The following is a 15,057-nucleotide window of genomic DNA, read 5'->3' on the forward strand; positions in this document are numbered from 1 at the left end:
CAGTGGGACTGGGTCCGGCTCTTGAAGTCTGGCACTTCCGCAGGTCAGCGGTCTGATCACGCTGGCCCGGATGAAGTGCCCCCGGCAGGATTCGAACCTGCGCACACGGCTCCGGAGTGGGTGTCTGCTTGCATCCCCGTGCCCCCTCTGACCTGAGGCGGAGCCAGATACGGGGCGCGCGGCGACACAGAGTGTGTCGGAAGTGTGTCGCGCTGCGCCGAGACTGGAAGGCTTGCGGATACCCGGATGCGCCGCGCCCCAGCGTGATCCGGCTGGGGCGCGGCGTCAGAAGGCGTTAGGTCAAGGCTCTCAGTGCCGCTACTGACGCCACTAGACCTTCCTGCTCCAAGGAGTCGATCACATCGGCGACCACCGCGTTTGGCGGGTGATCCCATGTGTCCGCTATCTGCGTGAGCACTCCATACACCCGCCTGGGAGAGAGGTCGACCTGCGCCTCGATGAAGGCGTCTGGATGGACGGCCTGTACATCCCACGTAGACAACTTGTCGGCGGGGAAGTCCTTCAGGTTGGACGTGACGATCACCTGTGCCTTTGCTCTGATGGCAGCGGCCAGGACGTGCCGGTCGTCGGGATCCGGTAGATCGAGTATGTCGATCAGCGGTTCGTATCCCTTGACCAGCACGTCTGGGATCGCGCCAGACATGAGCTCCCGCGTCCGGTCTAAGTTCTTCGGATCCAGGTCAGGCCGGTTCTTCTTCAGATTGCGGAAGGTCTCATCGAGGATCTGGTCCGTCCACTTCGCCTGCACCATCCTGGCTAGCGCCACGCGAATGAGAACGTCACGCAAGGTGCTCGGATACAAGACATTGGCGTCGTAGACGGCGACGAAAGCCATGACCTAGATCATTCCCATCTCCTGGCCGAGCCTGGTGAGCTCATCAGCTACCTGTCGGCGACGGTGGTCGTCCTTGCGCTGGTACTCCAGCAGGGACGACGCGGTGATTCGGCGGTGTGAGCCAACGGTCCGGTACTCGATCTCTCCGGCGTCCAAGAGACCGATGAGGAAGGGGCGGGACACGTTGAGCATGTCGGCGGCTTGCTGAGTGGTGAGCTCGGCGTCGGACGGAACGATGGACACGGCCCGGCCGGCGCCAAGGTGCGCTAGGAGCGATGCGAGGAGCTCTACAGCCTCGCGAGGGAGGGCCAGGGGCTCACGATCGCCTCCGTCTTGAACGGTGACATGGATCTGGGAGGCCTCCTGGTGCTCTGCCAGGTAGGCCCGGACCCTGGTGAGGGCATGGTTTGCAGTCTTCTGCTTGTCGTCCGGGAGTTTCACCGGGCGAATGTCAGTCTTGGTCATGTGCGCGCCCCTAAATGCGGTGGACGGGCGCCAGGGATAGTCCGCCGCCGTTGGCGCGGTGGCGGGCTGGCGAGACGGCGATAAGCCCCGTGGTCGTTGGCGCGGCGACGGGGCCCGCTGTCATGGTGGCGGTTGGTGCTGTCGTAGTGGTCTCTTGGTCGCGTTAGACGCTGCCTTACTTATCGAAGTATCCGCAATATTCGAAGCAAGCGCAACGGATCCAGTGGGTGATTTACAGCGGTCAGTGTGGTCGGTCCCTCTGACCTGCGGCGGAGCCAGACACAAGTGCCCGGAGGCACAGGTGTCGTGGAGCCGTGTCGCAAGGAGCGCCGGGGGAGGCAAAGGCATCGGAAGTCGCCTCCGACTCCAACGCCCATTGAGAGGTCGGCTTCGCCGACGGCTGTAACACCCCGGGGTGTTACAGCCGTCTGTGACCGGACAGCCCGGACAGCTGCACATGGAGCTGTCCGGTTCATTTCCGCAGGTCACAGGCATAACCGGACAGTCGGACAGCTGGGACACTCACGGGCTTTGTGTGTACGCGGCTCCGGAGGGCACGCGTGGTCGACATGCGAGGGGGTACTTTGACCTGCGCTTTTCGTTCTCGTCGCCGTGGAGGGCTGAAATCTCACTCGTCACTCACTCGGAAGAGCGGCCGACAGCTATGCGAGGTGGGACGAAGCGACCGTCGAGATCGCGTGAGAATTGTGCGGCAGTACCGAAAGGACTCCGATCATCGGTGCCTGAGGTCAAGCAGATCGCATGGCGCGAACCATGAGGGACATGTCTCAGGTCAGGCCCTACCGCCCACTGTCCCGATGCAGTTCCGTGAAGTTCTACTGACTGGCCTCTTCCCCTTCTGCGCTTGTCTCGTCCTCGATCAGCCCGTAGGGAGGCTGATCCTCGTTTCGGCTGTAGCGGGCCACCACGTTGCCTTCCGTGAGGAGCGGTGGGCTGTTGTCGACGACGATGAGCTGCGCTTTGGCACCTCGGTCTGAGAGCCAGACAGAGAGGTGGTGGTAGAAGTCGTCGATGGCGACGGCATCAGCGATCACCGCATCAAGGGTGCCACCGTGGCCGAGGTTCTTCTGCGGACTGTCGATCATGAGGAAGCCAGGGTGTGCGGCGCCGCTTTCGACGGCGATTTCGAAGACGGCCAGTTGCCAGGCCAGGGTCAGCAGCGTGCGGGCGCCAGAGGACGCTTCCTGGTAGGGCTCACCGCGTACGAATGGCGTGAGGTCAGGCTTGATGAAAGGCTGACTGACCTTTGGGTAGCGCCACTTCCGGAGGAGGTCACCGTAGCGGCTGCTGACCTGGGCGATGATCCGGTCGCGGTCGTCGGTGGCGTCCCCGAGCTGCCCGAGTTCGTCTTTCAGACGGGCGATCTGGGCTTCGTGGCGTTCCACCGTGGCGGCTCGTCTGTCGAGTCCTTCCTGGAGTTTCACGGTGTTTTCGGCCTGGTCGAGGAGGCGCAGTACCTGCTCGCGCCTGCGGTGGAGGTCGTCGCGCGCGGCGAGGAACGGCGATACTGCGGGCGAGGTGGCCTCATCCACCGCGGCAGCGGCCTGCTCCTCAAGAATCGCCGCGTCTTCGGCCTGGAGCTTGAGCGCGGCCAGTGAGACGTCCAAGTCATCGATGTAGGTGGTGATCTCTTTGAGGCGGGCCTTGGTGGACCGGATCTCGGCCGCGACGTCCACTCGGTTGCCCTCCGCATGGCTGCCGGCGTCGGCGGCACCCAAAGTCAGCACCTCGTCTGCGTCGGTCAGGTCGTGGCTGCACAGGCTACAGCGCCCGTCGGCGGCGGTCGGGGGAGCTGGCAGGCGGTTCAGGCAGGCCGGGCATGCGGTGACGCTTAGGGGGTCGAAGAGCTGCTGGGCCTCCCCCAGCATGCCGAGCTTGAGGAGGTCGTCCGCGTACTGAGCGCGCAGCGGCATCAGCCGCGCGAGCTGCGTCTCGCAGTCCCGCAGCACGGCTGCCGCCCGGCGGGAGATCTGGGCCGCCCGCTGATGTTCACGGCGCAGCCGGGCCGCGAAGTCCGTTCCCGCGTGAGCCGCTTCGTCCAGGTCCTGGAGCTGAGTTGCGATGTCGGCCAGTTCCCGCTCGTAGACGAGGGGGGAGAGGGCATCGCTCAGTGTGGTGGGGGCTTGTTCCTGGAGGAAGGCACGCGCGGCTGCGAGTTCGGCCTTGGCATGGTTGAGCCGGCCGCCGAGTTCCCGGATGCGTTGGCCGAGCTCGACGGCACGGTCGTCGTGGACGCCGAAGACAACGTCGACCACCTGCCGCAGCTTGTGCTTGCGCATGTAGTCGTTCTCGAAGAGGAAATTCTTGTCCGCGACGCGTTCGTTGGGCAGGAACGCCAGCCACATCAGGTCACGGAAGCTGAGCGGGTCCGTGCGGGATTCGCGGCTGGTGGGGGCTTCCCGAAGCTGGACGCCTTCGAGCTTGCAGTGGCTCAGCAGGAGGGTCGACAGGCTCTCCTGAGCTCCGGGCGGATCGACCGGCCTGCTCTCGGCCCGGGACACCGGCTTACTGTCAAGAGTTCCGCGACGTACGAAGGCGACCTTCGAGGGCTCGCCGACGGACCGCTCGATCACATGGGGTTCGCCGGAAAGCTCGACCTCCAAGAGGCAGGAGCGGACCTTTCGCAGTACCTCATGATGACGGGGGTGCCGCTTGGCGCCGAGCCCGTACGAGATGAACTCCAGCACCGCAGTCTTGCCCGAGCTGAACGCCCCGGCGATCACAGACAGGTTCCGTACCTGCTGCTCGATCGTGAAGTCGACGTCATACGACCGGTCGATCCCGGTCAGCCGTAGACGCCGGATCCGAATGCCGGGAAGCGGCTCCATGGTGGTCATCCTTCCCAAGACGTTGCCGACACACGGGGGCCCGGGCCCAGGACGCTCATGAGGGCGGCTGCAGGACCGCCGTGCCCGTCCGGCCGAAGCCACCGCGCGGTCTGCTCCCGCAGGCCCCTGTCGCTCAGCCTTCGGAGCCGTCGCACGACGATGCCGGCCGCAGTACTGAACGAGGTGGCGTAGGTGGCTGTGAACTGTCCGCCGAGTTCATGCCCAGCCACCGTGATCGAGTAGGCGAGGGAGCCCTTGTGGTTGTGTACCTGGCAGCACCCATAGGCGACCAGGAGCGCGAGGTCGTGCTGGATGCGCTCCCGACGGCTGGTGAACCGCTGCGACGAAGAGGCGTAGGCCAAGACCTGCGGGTCGAACCCGGCAAGCCGAAGGAGACTCGCCTCCCGGCCCTCGGACGGGACCACGAGGAAAGGGTTCGCGGACAGGAAGTCGTAATAGCCGATGCGCTCCAAGCTCGCACCGTTCGCGTCCTGCCCGGCAACCGCATCGAGGAGCAGAAGCAGTTGAGCGAGCCGGAAAGGCATCTCATCCTCCGGCATCACCACCGGCCGGTGTGCTTCCACGGCATGCTCCTCCTCAGTTGTCTAGCGGGACCGGCAGTCGTGAGATCTCAGCCGTCAGGATGACCGCTTGCGATCTGCCGCCAATGCCTGACCCAGCCGGCCCGACGGTTGTCGACCAGCCTGTGGACCAACCCCCAGCTGTGCACCAACTCCAGGCGCAGCAGCTTCGGCAGCTTGTCGTGCTCGCTGCGCACCTCACGCCAGACCCGCCCGTGAAGAGCCCTGATGGCATCCTCGGCAGAGCACTCGTTGAACTGCATCTCCCACACGCCATGCAAGGTGGCATCAGCGGAGCTGAGCGCCGCAACCTCGGCAGGTACCGCCTTGTGCGCGATCTCTCGTGCCACCAGATCGGCGTTGAAGAACTGCCGTTTGGCGGAGTCCAGCTCGACGTGGCCGGCCTCCGTCATCTGCCGCACGAACAGAGCCGAGTTGAGCGCTGACGCCTTGTCATCCTCCACGTCCAAGACCAGCCGAAGCGGCTCCTGGGCGGGTGCGGCGGGAGCCGGTGTGAAGGGCTCGTAGTAGGAGCGGCGCACCTGGTCGCCCTCGGGACTTTGGAGCTTCTTCACGAGCGTGGTCTCGTCCCACAGCTCGATGATGATGTTGTGCGCCTTCTCCTGCTTCTTCTTCCAACCGTCCCACCAGTTCGCTGCCGGGCCGTCCATGCTGGAGGGGATACACAGGATCCAGATCGCGATGGTGTGATCGTTGGCCGCCGCTGCCTTCAGCCCGTTGGCTAGTGACTCTCGGATCTGCTGCGACTGGTTAGTCGTGGTAATAGGCATGAAGTACTTGGACTGCCAGACCGTGATGGCACCCCCGAGATCGCCAGCGAAGGCGTCGATTCCCCAGTCGCCTGGGTTGGCCGCGATCATGCGAACGTTCGGGTTGGTGGCGCTGGCGAGCTGAGCGAGCATCTTCTCGAAGTCTGCTCGCGCCCCGTCCGCGCTTCCGGTGCGGAGTTCGTGCACTCCGAAATGGATGGGCGGAACACCAGCCGCCACGGCTATGGAGCTATCCAACCCGGCCACCCCCACGTCCCGGAGTGCAGCCCCAGCCATCGGCGTTTAGCCGACCGTCTCTGCTGCACAACACACAGTAACGGCCCGTCAGCGTACTCGTCTGGGAACCAGCCGATCAAGGTGCACGAGGCGGGTGGCCAGCCGGGGCGTGAAGCTCCTCGGCGTTCGCGAGTCTGCCGGGCATGCTTGCTCAGCGGCGGGACGGCGGGAACGGACCGAGGCCCTCCTGAAAGAAGCGGTGCAGCGCTGCCGGGACGCCGTGCAGGAAGCCGACTGACCTCGGCGGCCGGGCAGGCGCACCACGTGATCCAGGGCGACTGGCTCTCCATCCTTCGCGGCGATTCGCTGAGGTGGTGGAAGCCTTCGACCAGGGCGACGTGGACGCGGCACGCGAAATCGCCGGCCTCCTCTTGGCCGACCTCGACGCGCTGCTGACGTGCTACTCGCTGCGCTGGACGCACACGAGATCCCTAGGCCGTACTGACGACGCGAGGACCCTGAGCTTGGGAATCCTGAGAATGATGTTGCGATCAAGTGGGCCTGACCTGCACAGACGTCCTCAGATGATGGTGAATTCCGGCGCTCGGACTCACCGACGTTGACCGTCGTTGACCGCAGTGAGTGGTGCTTAAGTGGTGCGGAGTGGTGCGGCACTTTGAGAAGGAAGTCGCCTCCGGCTCCTACGACTTCCAGGGTCGGCTTCGCCGACGGGCTGCAACACCCGCGGGTGTTGCAGCCGTCTGTAGCCGGACAGCCCGGACAGCCCGGACACGTACACTTTGTACTATCCGGTTCATTTTCGCAGGTCACGGGCTTAACCGGACACTCGGACAGCTGGGACACCTTCGAACGCCGTCACACTGGGCTCTGGATATTCCGCCACTACGGTGAGCGCTTGATGATTTCGTGGTTGCAGTTGTTCCGCAGCTGGATGACAGGGCCGAGTCGCTTGAAGGTGATGCGATTCGCCTTGTCTACGTACGCTTCCCATACACCGTCGCTCCCGTGTATGGGGTGGACCTGCAAGCCAGGGTGCGATGGGTCTTGTGCGAGGCGGTCAAGGCACTTGGCGACGGCGTCCTGCATCGCTCGTGGTTTCTTACTCAAGACCTTCTTGAATCTGGGTGGGATATCTAGCTCAGGCATCTAGTCCTCTTCGGACAGCAGCCAGCGGATCGCTTCCTCGGCGTCGGTGAAGTGCCTGCCTTCTCCCCGCTCCAGTTCACCAGCAGCAGCCTGCTCGTTCGCCTGCCAGGCGCTAGTCCAGTAGTAGAGCTGCGACTCAGGGATTCCGATGACCAAACGGTTACCGGCGTTGGTCGCCACCGCGCCCGTGGCAACCTTGATTGACCGATAGGCAGTGGACACAGTGGTCTGTGGTACCAAGTCAATAGTGGTGCTGTTCACGCCTGGGCTCCCTGCTGACGGTCGTAGTTTTCTGCAGTCTGCTTGAGTGTCATGATCAGCTCATCCAGATACTTACGGGAGACCGCGAGGCGAACGAGTGGCCGCACGGGGACGTAGCTGATGGCCTCTGCCTGTGTGCGCAGCTGGTCCGCATTCTCCGCGAAGAGGAACGGCGGAGTAACGGAGCCGAAGGTGAGGAAGATGCCATCGCGATCGATCTGGCCGACGAACTGGTTCGCTGCCAGTACAGGCTGCTCGTCGACCCCTACCCACAGGAGGGGCTTCTCGATCTGTCCGGGGGCTTCGTCTGCCATGTGGCCATGGTGGCACGCACCGACTGCCGAGTGAACTGGTGCGCAACCATCCGGGTCGAGGCATGGTCCTATCTGCGCGTCGCAGCCGTCTGTAGCCGGACAGCCCGGACAGGCGCACTTTGTACTGTCCCGTTCATTTTCGCAGGTCATAGGCTTAACCGGACAGTCGGACAGCTGGGACACCACTACGTGAACGGTGAGCGTGGGAGCCTTAACGGGTCGATGGCACTACGGGAGGGAGAGCGCGTGTCGCAGGAGGCCAGCCCTCGGGGGACCTTCTTGAAGATCGCTGACGCAGTGAAGGCACAGATTGAGGCTGATCCGGGGATGACGGAACTCCCGTCAGCAGCGGAGCTAATGCGCGAGCATGGCGTGTCTCGTGGCGTCGCTCTCCGGACCTTCGCAGCCCTTCAGAAGGACGGGTTCGCAGAGTCGCGGCCCGGCGGCAGGTGGCAAGTGGTGAGGGAAGGCCGGGACCGCCGACCTCTGGACGAGAGGATTGCCGACTTGATCAGAGCTGACGGCTTGGAGGTGGGGGCGGAGTTCCCGAGTGCGTCTGTGTTGAGCGCGAGGTTTGGAGTGTCGCGCCCGACCGTGAGCAAGGCTCTGGACAAGCTGGAAGCGGCCGGGCTGCTGTCAGAGGGCGGGCAGGGCAAAGTTCGGAAGGTGCGGACCCTGCCGAGCGGAGAGGAGCGTTCCGAACTTTGAGCACCACCGGACTGATTGAGTGGGCTTACCCTCTCGCTGAATCGCTGCTCGCTGAATCGCTGCCGCGCAGGTGGAAGCACTCGGTGGGTGTCGCGGAGCGGGCGCGAACGATTGCCCCGATCCTGGGCGCGGACGCCGAATTGATGGAGGCGGCCGCGGTGCTGCATGACATCGGCTATTCGCCAGACCTCGCCAAAACCGGTTTTCACCCGCTCGACGGAGCCCGCTACCTGCGCGACGTCGCTGGAGCAGACGAGCGGGTCGTACGCCTGGTGGCGCATCACTCATGCGCGTGGATGGAAGCGGAAGCGCGCGGTCTGCGCGAGGAGTTGGAAAGCGAGTTCCCTCGCGAGCATCCTCACCTCAACGACGCGCTCTGCTACTGCGACATGAACACCACGCCAGATGGCACCCCGACAAATCCAGTGGATCGCGTAAACGAGATCGCCGGGCGCTACGGGCCAGACAGCCTGATTGGCACGTTCATCCGCCGCGCCGAGCCGGAGATCCTGGCGAGCACAGCACGTGTACTCGAACGACTCACCAAACGCTGACCGTCAACCGATGTAGGGCGCCGTCCGCGTCCGATCCATGGCGTGCTCGATCCGGAGTCGCATGGTCGGGTGAACGTCATACTCCGACAGGTCCGCTGGGTCGACCCAGCGGACCCGTGTCGTCTCATTGCTCGTTCGGACCTCGCCGCCGATCGGCCGGGCGCGGAAACAGATGCTGAACTGCTGCCGGGCCTCGCCATCGTCGTACAGCATCACGTGGCCGGGGTCGGTGTAGATCCCGGACATGTCAATGACCTCGGCCTTGATGCCGGTCTCTTCCCAGACCTCGCGCACCACGGTGTCGCTGATTGACTCGCCCACATCGTGGCCGCCACCGGGAAGCGCCCACCGGCCGTTGTCTGACCGCTGGATCATCAGGACCTGCCCCGCATCGTTCTGCACGAACGCCACGACGGACGGCACAACGGAGTTGGCCGGCGGGGCGTCGGGGTCGTGGAGGTAATCGATGCGTCCCATGCTCAGACTCCCGTGATGTCGTGGTCACTGACCTGGCGCGCGCCTCCCCAGGTCTGCTCGATGCTATTCGCGTACGTGTCGAAGAGCCCTCCCCCAGGGAGCCGCCGCAGGTGGAGCACGGGAGCCATGAACGCGCCGATGCCGTAGACGTGGGTATTCACCAGCATCTCGTCGTCCGCCCGGAACAACGAGTTGTAGAGGGTCGCATCATGCAGCCGAAAGCCGATGTCCGGGTGGCTCGTGAAGAGCGGCCGGTAGTTCATGAGCGCGTTGCGAATCTTGCCATCCATGATCTTGTGCCCCTCGTCTATGCCACGTTGTTGAACCGCGGCACAGCCCGGATCGCCAAGAAGGATGCGAACTTGCGCGTTTCCCTGAACCTTCGACTTCAAGAGGTCGATGAACTGCGGGTCTTCGGACAGCCACAGACCGGCATACACGAGAACGTCGATGTGCCTTTCGGCCCGCCCGTAGATGCCGCGCCAGAGGCCGGGCGGCACCGTGTGCCGATGTGGGTAGACGGTGACGATCTCGGCTTTGCTCAGGTCCGTTGCGCTGTCGACGGCTCGGGAGTCGTCCCACAGGGTCGTCACGTCGACCTTGAGCAGTGAGGCAGTGGCGTACTGGTGCCGTCGGTACGGGACCTTGCCTTGCGTGATCCAGCGTTCGACCGTCTTCGGGTTGACCTCGATGGCGTCAGCCAGATCCTGCACGGTCATGCCCTGGGCCAAGAGAGCTGATCGCAAACGCTCGTTGGACATCTCCACCCCCGATGGGACGTCTTGGGAGCTCTTGACGGTAGCCAGATCAACCTGAGCTGTCCACGGGTGGGGTGACCAACGCCCCCCACCTGCACCGATTCTGATGGTGCGCCAAGAAGTTCCGGCGCAGGCCCGAGAAGTTCCGCCGTTCTACTTGACGCCACGCTCATGCAGTACCTGTAATACAGGTACTGCATCGCCTGGAGGGTCCCGTGAAACGGACTCGACGGAAGCGACTGATCTTTGAGAACTCCATATGGCCACCGCCTCCACTGAAAAGGCGGCCCGCACGGATCACTGGGCCGTGCACTGCTCGAAACCAACGGCTCAGCGGCCGAACGTGCCGCTGCCGGATGCACGAACCCTCACGCAAGACCCTGCCGCGGCGGCAGGACTCCCCAGCAAGGTCGCCTGCCGCCCCGGTTCTCCCTGTTCCTCCGACTCAGGAGAGCCCTATGCGTATGTACATCGGCGGCCATGAGGTCGTCAGCGAAACGGATTTCGTCGAACTGGCCCTTGGCACCCCGGTTGAGCTGTGGCTCGGGGTTGAGGGCGAGAGCGAGATGGAGCGGGCGGCCCGTCTGGACGCGGCCCGCGACATCCTCGCCGACAACCCTGATCTTCCCGACCGGGTGAGCCAGGTCGCCGCCGAGGCGATCGAGGCGTTCGCCCCGGAGCTGTTCAACGTCACCCCGCTCGCCGGGGCCAGGGTCCGCCGTCGGCAGTCGCGCCGGACCGGGGTGGCGGCATGAGCACCGCAACCGAGACGCGGCCCGCGGTGCCGCCGCTGACCCAGCCGGAGCTGTGGCTGCTGGGCGCGGTCGCCGTGCTCGCCGCCGGAGTCGGTGGTCTGGGGCTGGCTTCCTCCTTCGAAGCTGTCTCGACTGCCGGGGCCCGCTGGGGGTTCGCTTCCCCGTGGATGCTGCCGGTCGGCATCGACGTGGCGATCCCGGTGTTCACCGCTGCGTTCCTGCTGCTGATCCGCACGGACATGCCGTTGGGCTGGGTGCGGTTCGTGCCGTGGGCGCTGACCGGGGTGACGTGCTGGCTGAACGTCGCGGCCGGGCACTCGCTGTCGGCGAAGCTGGCCCACGGCACGATGCCGCTGCTGTGGGTGGTCCTCTCTGAGGTCGCCGCGCACGTCTATGCCGCACGGATCGGCGCGGTTACCGGACGGCGGATGGAGAAGATCCGCCGCGCCCGCTGGCTGCTCGCGCCGTTGTCCACGTTCGCGCTGTGGCGCCGGATGACGCTGTGGGAAGTCACCTCCTACTCCGACGCGCTCGGGCGGGAGCGTGAGCGGCAGCTCGCTCGTGCCGAGCTGCGCGAGCGCCACGGACGGCGCTGGCGCTCCAAGACCCCGCGTCCGGAGCGGGTGCTGCTCAAGCTCGGGGAGCTGAGCCCGGCGAGCGAGGAACAACCGCCTGTCGGCCCCAAAGTACCCAAGCCGCCCGTACCGCCGAATGACGAGACGCCCGAGCCTCGCAGGCGCACCCGGAAGCCCCCGACGGCCAAGCCGCAGCGGACCCCGGCAGAGCTGCTGGCCGAGGCACGCGAAGCCACCGCCGATTGGGCCGACGACGCGATCAATGCCGAGGCGATCCGCACGACGCTGCACTGCTCGGCAGCCAACTCCCGCATCCTGCGGGACGCGTTGCTGAGCGAGCGGGCCAACGGCAGGCGCCTGCACCCCGTCGAGGGTGACGAGTCGGATGAGGCGGTTGCCTGATGTCGCCGACGTTCGGCAAGTGCTACGACCCGAACGGCACCACCTACGGGATACCGACCTACCCATGGCGCTTTGCCCCCGACGGCTACGCCACCCGGCGCCAGCTCCGGGCCCGCGGGTTACGGCCGGGCGGGCAGCCGGTCGCCGCGCAGGTGATGCGCCGCTGTCGGGGCCGCAAGTCGGGCGCGCTGGTCGCCTACCTGTACCGCATCGACCGGGCCAAACCGGTCCGGCCGATGACGCCCGCCAAGCTGGCTGCGCTCGACCGAGCTATGGCCGCGCGCCGCTGGTGCCCCGCCTGCCGGACCGATGCCGGGTACTGCATTCCGACCTCGCTCGGCATGTGCGTCACCTGCGCTTATCCCGAGGAACAGCGCACCGCCGTAAGTGCACGACAGGGCCCGACCGCTCACCTCTCACAGCGTCGGCTGGGCCCGTCATCCCTCACCTCTGGAAGGAAGTTCAGTGAATCACCCCGATGACGAGAACGAACTGTTCAACCGGCTGGAAGCCGAGATGGACGTCGATTCCCCGGGCGAGGTAGTCGACCTGGACAAGGCGCGGTCGGCCCGTACGGAGTCGGCCGACTCCGAGTCCGGCCGGTCGCCCGACCCGGGTGCCAACTCGCAGCCGACCGAGTCGGCCGACTGGGACCCCGAGCAGTCGGACGACTCCCGCCCGACCCTGGTGGACCGCGCCGAGCCGACTGTGTCGGGTCCGGGTCTGCTCGACCGGATCAAAGGCTCGAAGCGCCTCGACGTTATCCCGGTGTGGATGAAGTCGGTTGCGGAGTTCAAGGACGGAGTGAAGTGGCTGGCCGGGCATGCCTGGCACACGGTCGCGTTCCATGCGGTGCGGGTGCCGGTCTTGTACGTGCCGAAGCTGATCTGGCGCTCCCCGCGCGGCCTGGCCAACGGGCTCGGACGGGTGGGTCGTTGGGCCGTGGATGCCGAGGGCGAGCCGCTGCGCCAGGCCGAGGCACGGCGCGAGAACTCCGAGCTGTATCTCAAGCTGTCCAAGCAGCGGGATCGCCGAGTGCGCCTGCGCATGCTCCTCACCATCCTGGGGGCCCTGTTCGGCCTGGGGATGGGCCTGTTCCTGGTCTTCGGCGCGGAGCCGTTGACGCAGGTCATTGCCACTGCGGTGGGCGTGCTCGGTTTGGGCGTGCTGGGTGCGCCGGCCGATGCGCCGCTGGCGATGCGGGCGGTCATCAAGACCGAGGTGCAGAAGCTGACCAGCGACATTGTGGTCAAGGCGATGGCATCCATCGGCATCGGGCAGATCGCTTCCGCGGTCGCCAAGGGACTGGACGGGATCAAGTTCGCCGCTCCGATCACCCGCGAAGGGCCGGGCTGGCGCGCCGACATCGACCTGCCGCTCGGGGTCACCGTCGCGGACGTCGCCGACCGGCGCGCCCGACTCGCTTCCGGGCTGCGTCGCCCGCTGGGCTGCGTGTGGGTGGATGCTGACCCGAACGAGCACGAGGGACGACTCATCCTGTGGGTCGGGGACCGGGACCTGTCCAAGACCGGCAAGGTCAAGTGGCAGCTCGCCGAGGCCAAGCGGCACGACATCTTCAAGCGCAACCCGTTCGGCATCGACCCGCGCGGACGTGACCAGTCGGTGCCGATGATCCAGCACAACGTGCTGGTCGGCTCGCTGCCCGGCCAGGGCAAGACCAGCGCCGTGCGGGTGCTGGCCTGCGGGGCGGCCCTTGACCCGTCGGTTGAACTGTGGCTGCACGAGAACAAGGGCACCGGTGACCTGGACGCCCTCGAATGCGTCTCGCACAGGTTCGTCTCCGGCATCGACGACGAGTCGATCAAGTACGCGGCCGACTCCCTCAAGGTGCTGCGCGAGGAAGTCATGCGCCGCGCCAAGGCGATCAAGATGCTGCCGCGGGACCTTTGCCCGGACAAGCGCATCACCCGGCAGATCGCCGACAAGCGCTCGCTGAAGCTGTGGCCGCTGCTGGCCGTGTTCGACGAGTGCCAGAACCTGTTCGCCCACGCCAAGTACGGCAAGCAGTCAGGCGAGGATGCCGAGTTCATCATCAAGCTCGGCCGCGCGCTCGGTGTGATGCTGATCCTGGCCACCCAGCGGCCGGACAAGGACTCGCTGCCGACCGGGATCAGCGGCAACGTGTCCATCCGGTACTGCCTCAAAGTCGCAGGCCAGATCGAGAACGACATGATCCTCGGCACCAGCTCCTACAAGAACGGGGTGCGCGCCACCCAGTTCCGGCCCGAGATCGACGCCGGTAACGGCTACCTCGCAGGCGCGACCACCCTGCCGGTTGTGGTCCGCGCCGCCTACCTGGACACCTCCGACACCGAGAGGATTGCCCAGCGCGCCCTGGCGCTGCGCAAGGCGGCAGGCACCCTGTCCGGCATCGCGCTCGGACAGGACACCGATGCGGTCAAGGGCCCGTCGTATGACCTGCTCGCCGACGTCGCCGCGGTCGTCCCGGTGAGCGAGGAGCGGGTGTGGAACGAGCGGATCGCAGCCCGCCTCGCGGAGCTGCGGCCGGAGGTCTACGGCGGCTGGAAGGGCGAGAACGTCACCTCCGCGCTCAAGCCGCACGGCATCAAGACCACCGGTGTCGCCGGAATGACGGACGACGGGGACCGCACCACGAGGCGCGGCATCGTCCGCGCCGACCTCACCAAGGCAATCGCGGAGCGTGACGAAAACCGGGGCGCCGCCTAACCCCACAGGGCCGCTACCGGTAGCAAGGTGACCTGCTACCGGTAGCACCCCCGCTAGCACCCCAAACCGCACCCCACCAGCGATCTAGCGCATAGCACCCCACCAGCACAAACCCTCAAAACCGGCCTGGGAGGGCCCTGATGACCCCCATCGCTGCTGCTATCGCCTGCCTACTCGTCGTCACGCTCTGTTATGCGGCGATGTGCGCGGGCAGCCCCTTCGGCCGCTGCCGCAAGTGCAACGGCTGGGGCTTCCAGATGAAGACCGACCGCAAGGGACAGCTCAAGCGCGGCAAGGACTGCCGCCGCTGCAAGGCCACCGGCCGCCGCATACGCATCGGCCGCTGGCTCTTCAACCGCGCCCAGCGGATCTACCGCGAAGGCACCCGCTGACCACCCCGCCCAACATCCCGAAAGGAGGTTCCGCGCATGGCCGTCACCGTCTCGCTCGTGGCCCTGTTCGGACTGGTCCTGTTCTTCCTGCTCCGCTCCAAGACCCTCGGCTACGGAGCCGCGTTCGTCGCCGCGATGTTCGGCTTCTTCCTCGCCTCCACCGGCGCCGCCGGACCCATCAACCAACTGGCCACGGCGTTCATCAGTGCCGTCGGCGACCTGTAGAG

General features: G+C 65.9%; 16 protein-coding genes and 1 pseudogene. 8 read left to right on the forward strand and 9 right to left on the reverse strand.

Translation table 11 applies throughout. The features are described from left to right. Positions 1-295: 295 nt before the first annotated feature. The 7 genes from OOK40_RS29255 to OOK40_RS29285 form a co-directional block, all read right to left on the reverse strand. Entirely contained in the window at positions 296-856 is a 561-nt protein-coding gene (locus tag OOK40_RS29255) for a PIN domain-containing protein (RefSeq protein WP_266487417.1), read from the reverse strand. A gap of 3 nt (positions 857-859) precedes the next feature. After that, positions 860-1,321 (reverse strand): helix-turn-helix domain-containing protein, encoded by a 462-nt coding sequence (locus tag OOK40_RS29260; RefSeq protein WP_266487419.1) that lies wholly within the window; start codon positions 1,319-1,321, stop codon positions 860-862. Between the two features lie 836 nt (positions 1,322-2,157). After that, the gene (locus OOK40_RS29265) at positions 2,158-4,170 is read right to left on the reverse strand and encodes a DNA recombination protein RecN (RefSeq protein ID WP_266487421.1); all 2,013 of its coding nucleotides are present in this window, start codon (positions 4,168-4,170) and stop codon (positions 2,158-2,160) included. Positions 4,171-4,175: 5 nt separating this feature from the next. Beyond that, on the reverse strand, positions 4,176-4,754 hold the full coding sequence (locus OOK40_RS29270) for an ABC-three component system middle component 2 (protein WP_266487423.1): 579 nt from the start codon (positions 4,752-4,754) through the stop codon (positions 4,176-4,178). A gap of 47 nt (positions 4,755-4,801) precedes the next feature. Further along, the gene (locus tag OOK40_RS29275) at positions 4,802-5,674 is read right to left on the reverse strand and encodes a serine/threonine protein kinase (protein WP_266487425.1); all 873 of its coding nucleotides are present in this window, start codon (positions 5,672-5,674) and stop codon (positions 4,802-4,804) included. A gap of 1,251 nt (positions 5,675-6,925) precedes the next feature. After that, positions 6,926-7,186, reverse strand: coding sequence for a hypothetical protein (locus OOK40_RS29280; protein ID WP_266487426.1), 261 nt, complete (start codon positions 7,184-7,186; stop codon positions 6,926-6,928). Further along, entirely contained in the window at positions 7,183-7,500 is a 318-nt protein-coding gene (locus tag OOK40_RS29285) for a hypothetical protein (RefSeq protein ID WP_266487427.1), read from the reverse strand. Before OOK40_RS29285 ends, OOK40_RS29280 begins: the two co-directional genes overlap by 4 nt. Positions 7,501-7,746: 246 nt before the next feature. Between OOK40_RS29285 and OOK40_RS29290 the strand changes: the two genes are divergently transcribed. Next, positions 7,747-8,208 (forward strand): GntR family transcriptional regulator, encoded by a 462-nt coding sequence (locus tag OOK40_RS29290; protein WP_266487428.1) that lies wholly within the window; start codon positions 7,747-7,749, stop codon positions 8,206-8,208. Then, a complete protein-coding gene (locus tag OOK40_RS29295; protein WP_266487430.1) occupies positions 8,205-8,762 on the forward strand; it encodes an HD domain-containing protein in 558 nt (185 codons plus the stop codon). Before OOK40_RS29290 ends, OOK40_RS29295 begins: the two co-directional genes overlap by 4 nt. Positions 8,763-8,765: 3 nt before the next feature. On the opposite strand, the gene OOK40_RS29300 is transcribed toward OOK40_RS29295, so the two are convergent. Then, entirely contained in the window at positions 8,766-9,239 is a 474-nt protein-coding gene (locus OOK40_RS29300; protein WP_266487431.1) for an NUDIX hydrolase, read from the reverse strand. Between the two features lie 2 nt (positions 9,240-9,241). After that, complete coding sequence (locus tag OOK40_RS29305) at positions 9,242-9,958, reverse strand: XRE family transcriptional regulator (protein WP_266487432.1); 717 nt, start codon at positions 9,956-9,958, stop codon at positions 9,242-9,244. A gap of 497 nt (positions 9,959-10,455) precedes the next feature. Here OOK40_RS29305 and OOK40_RS29310 point away from each other — a divergent pair, with 497 nt between their 5' ends. The 6 genes and pseudogenes from OOK40_RS29310 (at position 10,456) to OOK40_RS29335 (ending at position 15,055) form a co-directional block, all read left to right on the forward strand. Then, the gene (locus OOK40_RS29310) at positions 10,456-10,752 is read left to right on the forward strand and encodes a hypothetical protein (protein WP_266487433.1); all 297 of its coding nucleotides are present in this window, start codon (positions 10,456-10,458) and stop codon (positions 10,750-10,752) included. After that, positions 10,749-11,729, forward strand: a complete 981-nt coding sequence (locus OOK40_RS29315) for a DUF2637 domain-containing protein (protein WP_266487434.1) — start codon at positions 10,749-10,751, stop codon at positions 11,727-11,729. The genes OOK40_RS29310 and OOK40_RS29315 overlap by 4 nt, the downstream gene beginning before the upstream one ends. After that, a pseudogene (locus OOK40_RS29320) lies at positions 11,729-12,112 on the forward strand (RRQRL motif-containing zinc-binding protein); the annotation flags it as partial. The gene OOK40_RS29315 and the pseudogene OOK40_RS29320, both read left to right, overlap by 1 nt. Positions 12,113-12,194: 82 nt before the next feature. Next, complete coding sequence (locus tag OOK40_RS29325; protein WP_266487436.1) at positions 12,195-14,438, forward strand: FtsK/SpoIIIE domain-containing protein; 2,244 nt, start codon at positions 12,195-12,197, stop codon at positions 14,436-14,438. 140 nt (positions 14,439-14,578) lie between these two features. After that, positions 14,579-14,830 carry a hypothetical protein gene (locus OOK40_RS29330; RefSeq protein ID WP_266487437.1) on the forward strand — a complete coding sequence of 84 codons (252 nt, stop codon included), beginning with the start codon at positions 14,579-14,581 and terminating at the stop codon, positions 14,828-14,830. 36 nt (positions 14,831-14,866) lie between these two features. Next, complete coding sequence (locus tag OOK40_RS29335) at positions 14,867-15,055, forward strand: hypothetical protein (RefSeq protein ID WP_266487439.1); 189 nt, start codon at positions 14,867-14,869, stop codon at positions 15,053-15,055. The last annotated feature ends 2 nt before the right edge of the window (positions 15,056-15,057 follow it).

It is taken from the genome of Streptomyces sp. NBC_01481 (assembly GCF_026339995.1).
Classification (GTDB): Bacteria; Actinomycetota; Actinomycetes; order Streptomycetales; family Streptomycetaceae; genus Streptomyces.

Coding starts and splice junctions, on each gene's coding strand:
- OOK40_RS29255 (WP_266487417.1), bottom strand. CDS start 856: ATGGCTTTCGTCGCCGTCTACGACGCCAATGTCTTGTATCCGAGCACC.
- OOK40_RS29260 (WP_266487419.1), bottom strand. CDS start 1,321: ATGACCAAGACTGACATTCGCCCGGTGAAACTCCCGGACGACAAGCAG.
- OOK40_RS29265 (WP_266487421.1), bottom strand. CDS start 4,170: ATGGAGCCGCTTCCCGGCATTCGGATCCGGCGTCTACGGCTGACCGGG.
- OOK40_RS29275 (WP_266487425.1), bottom strand. CDS start 5,674: ATGCTCGCTCAGCTCGCCAGCGCCACCAACCCGAACGTTCGCATGATC.
- OOK40_RS29285 (WP_266487427.1), bottom strand. CDS start 7,500: ATGGCAGACGAAGCCCCCGGACAGATCGAGAAGCCCCTCCTGTGGGTA.
- OOK40_RS29300 (WP_266487431.1), bottom strand. CDS start 9,239: ATGGGACGCATCGATTACCTCCACGACCCCGACGCCCCGCCGGCCAAC.
- OOK40_RS29305 (WP_266487432.1), bottom strand. CDS start 9,958: ATGACCGTGCAGGATCTGGCTGACGCCATCGAGGTCAACCCGAAGACG.
- OOK40_RS29310 (WP_266487433.1), top strand. CDS start 10,456: ATGCGTATGTACATCGGCGGCCATGAGGTCGTCAGCGAAACGGATTTC.
- OOK40_RS29315 (WP_266487434.1), top strand. CDS start 10,749: ATGAGCACCGCAACCGAGACGCGGCCCGCGGTGCCGCCGCTGACCCAG.
- OOK40_RS29330 (WP_266487437.1), top strand. CDS start 14,579: ATGACCCCCATCGCTGCTGCTATCGCCTGCCTACTCGTCGTCACGCTC.
- OOK40_RS29335 (WP_266487439.1), top strand. CDS start 14,867: ATGGCCGTCACCGTCTCGCTCGTGGCCCTGTTCGGACTGGTCCTGTTC.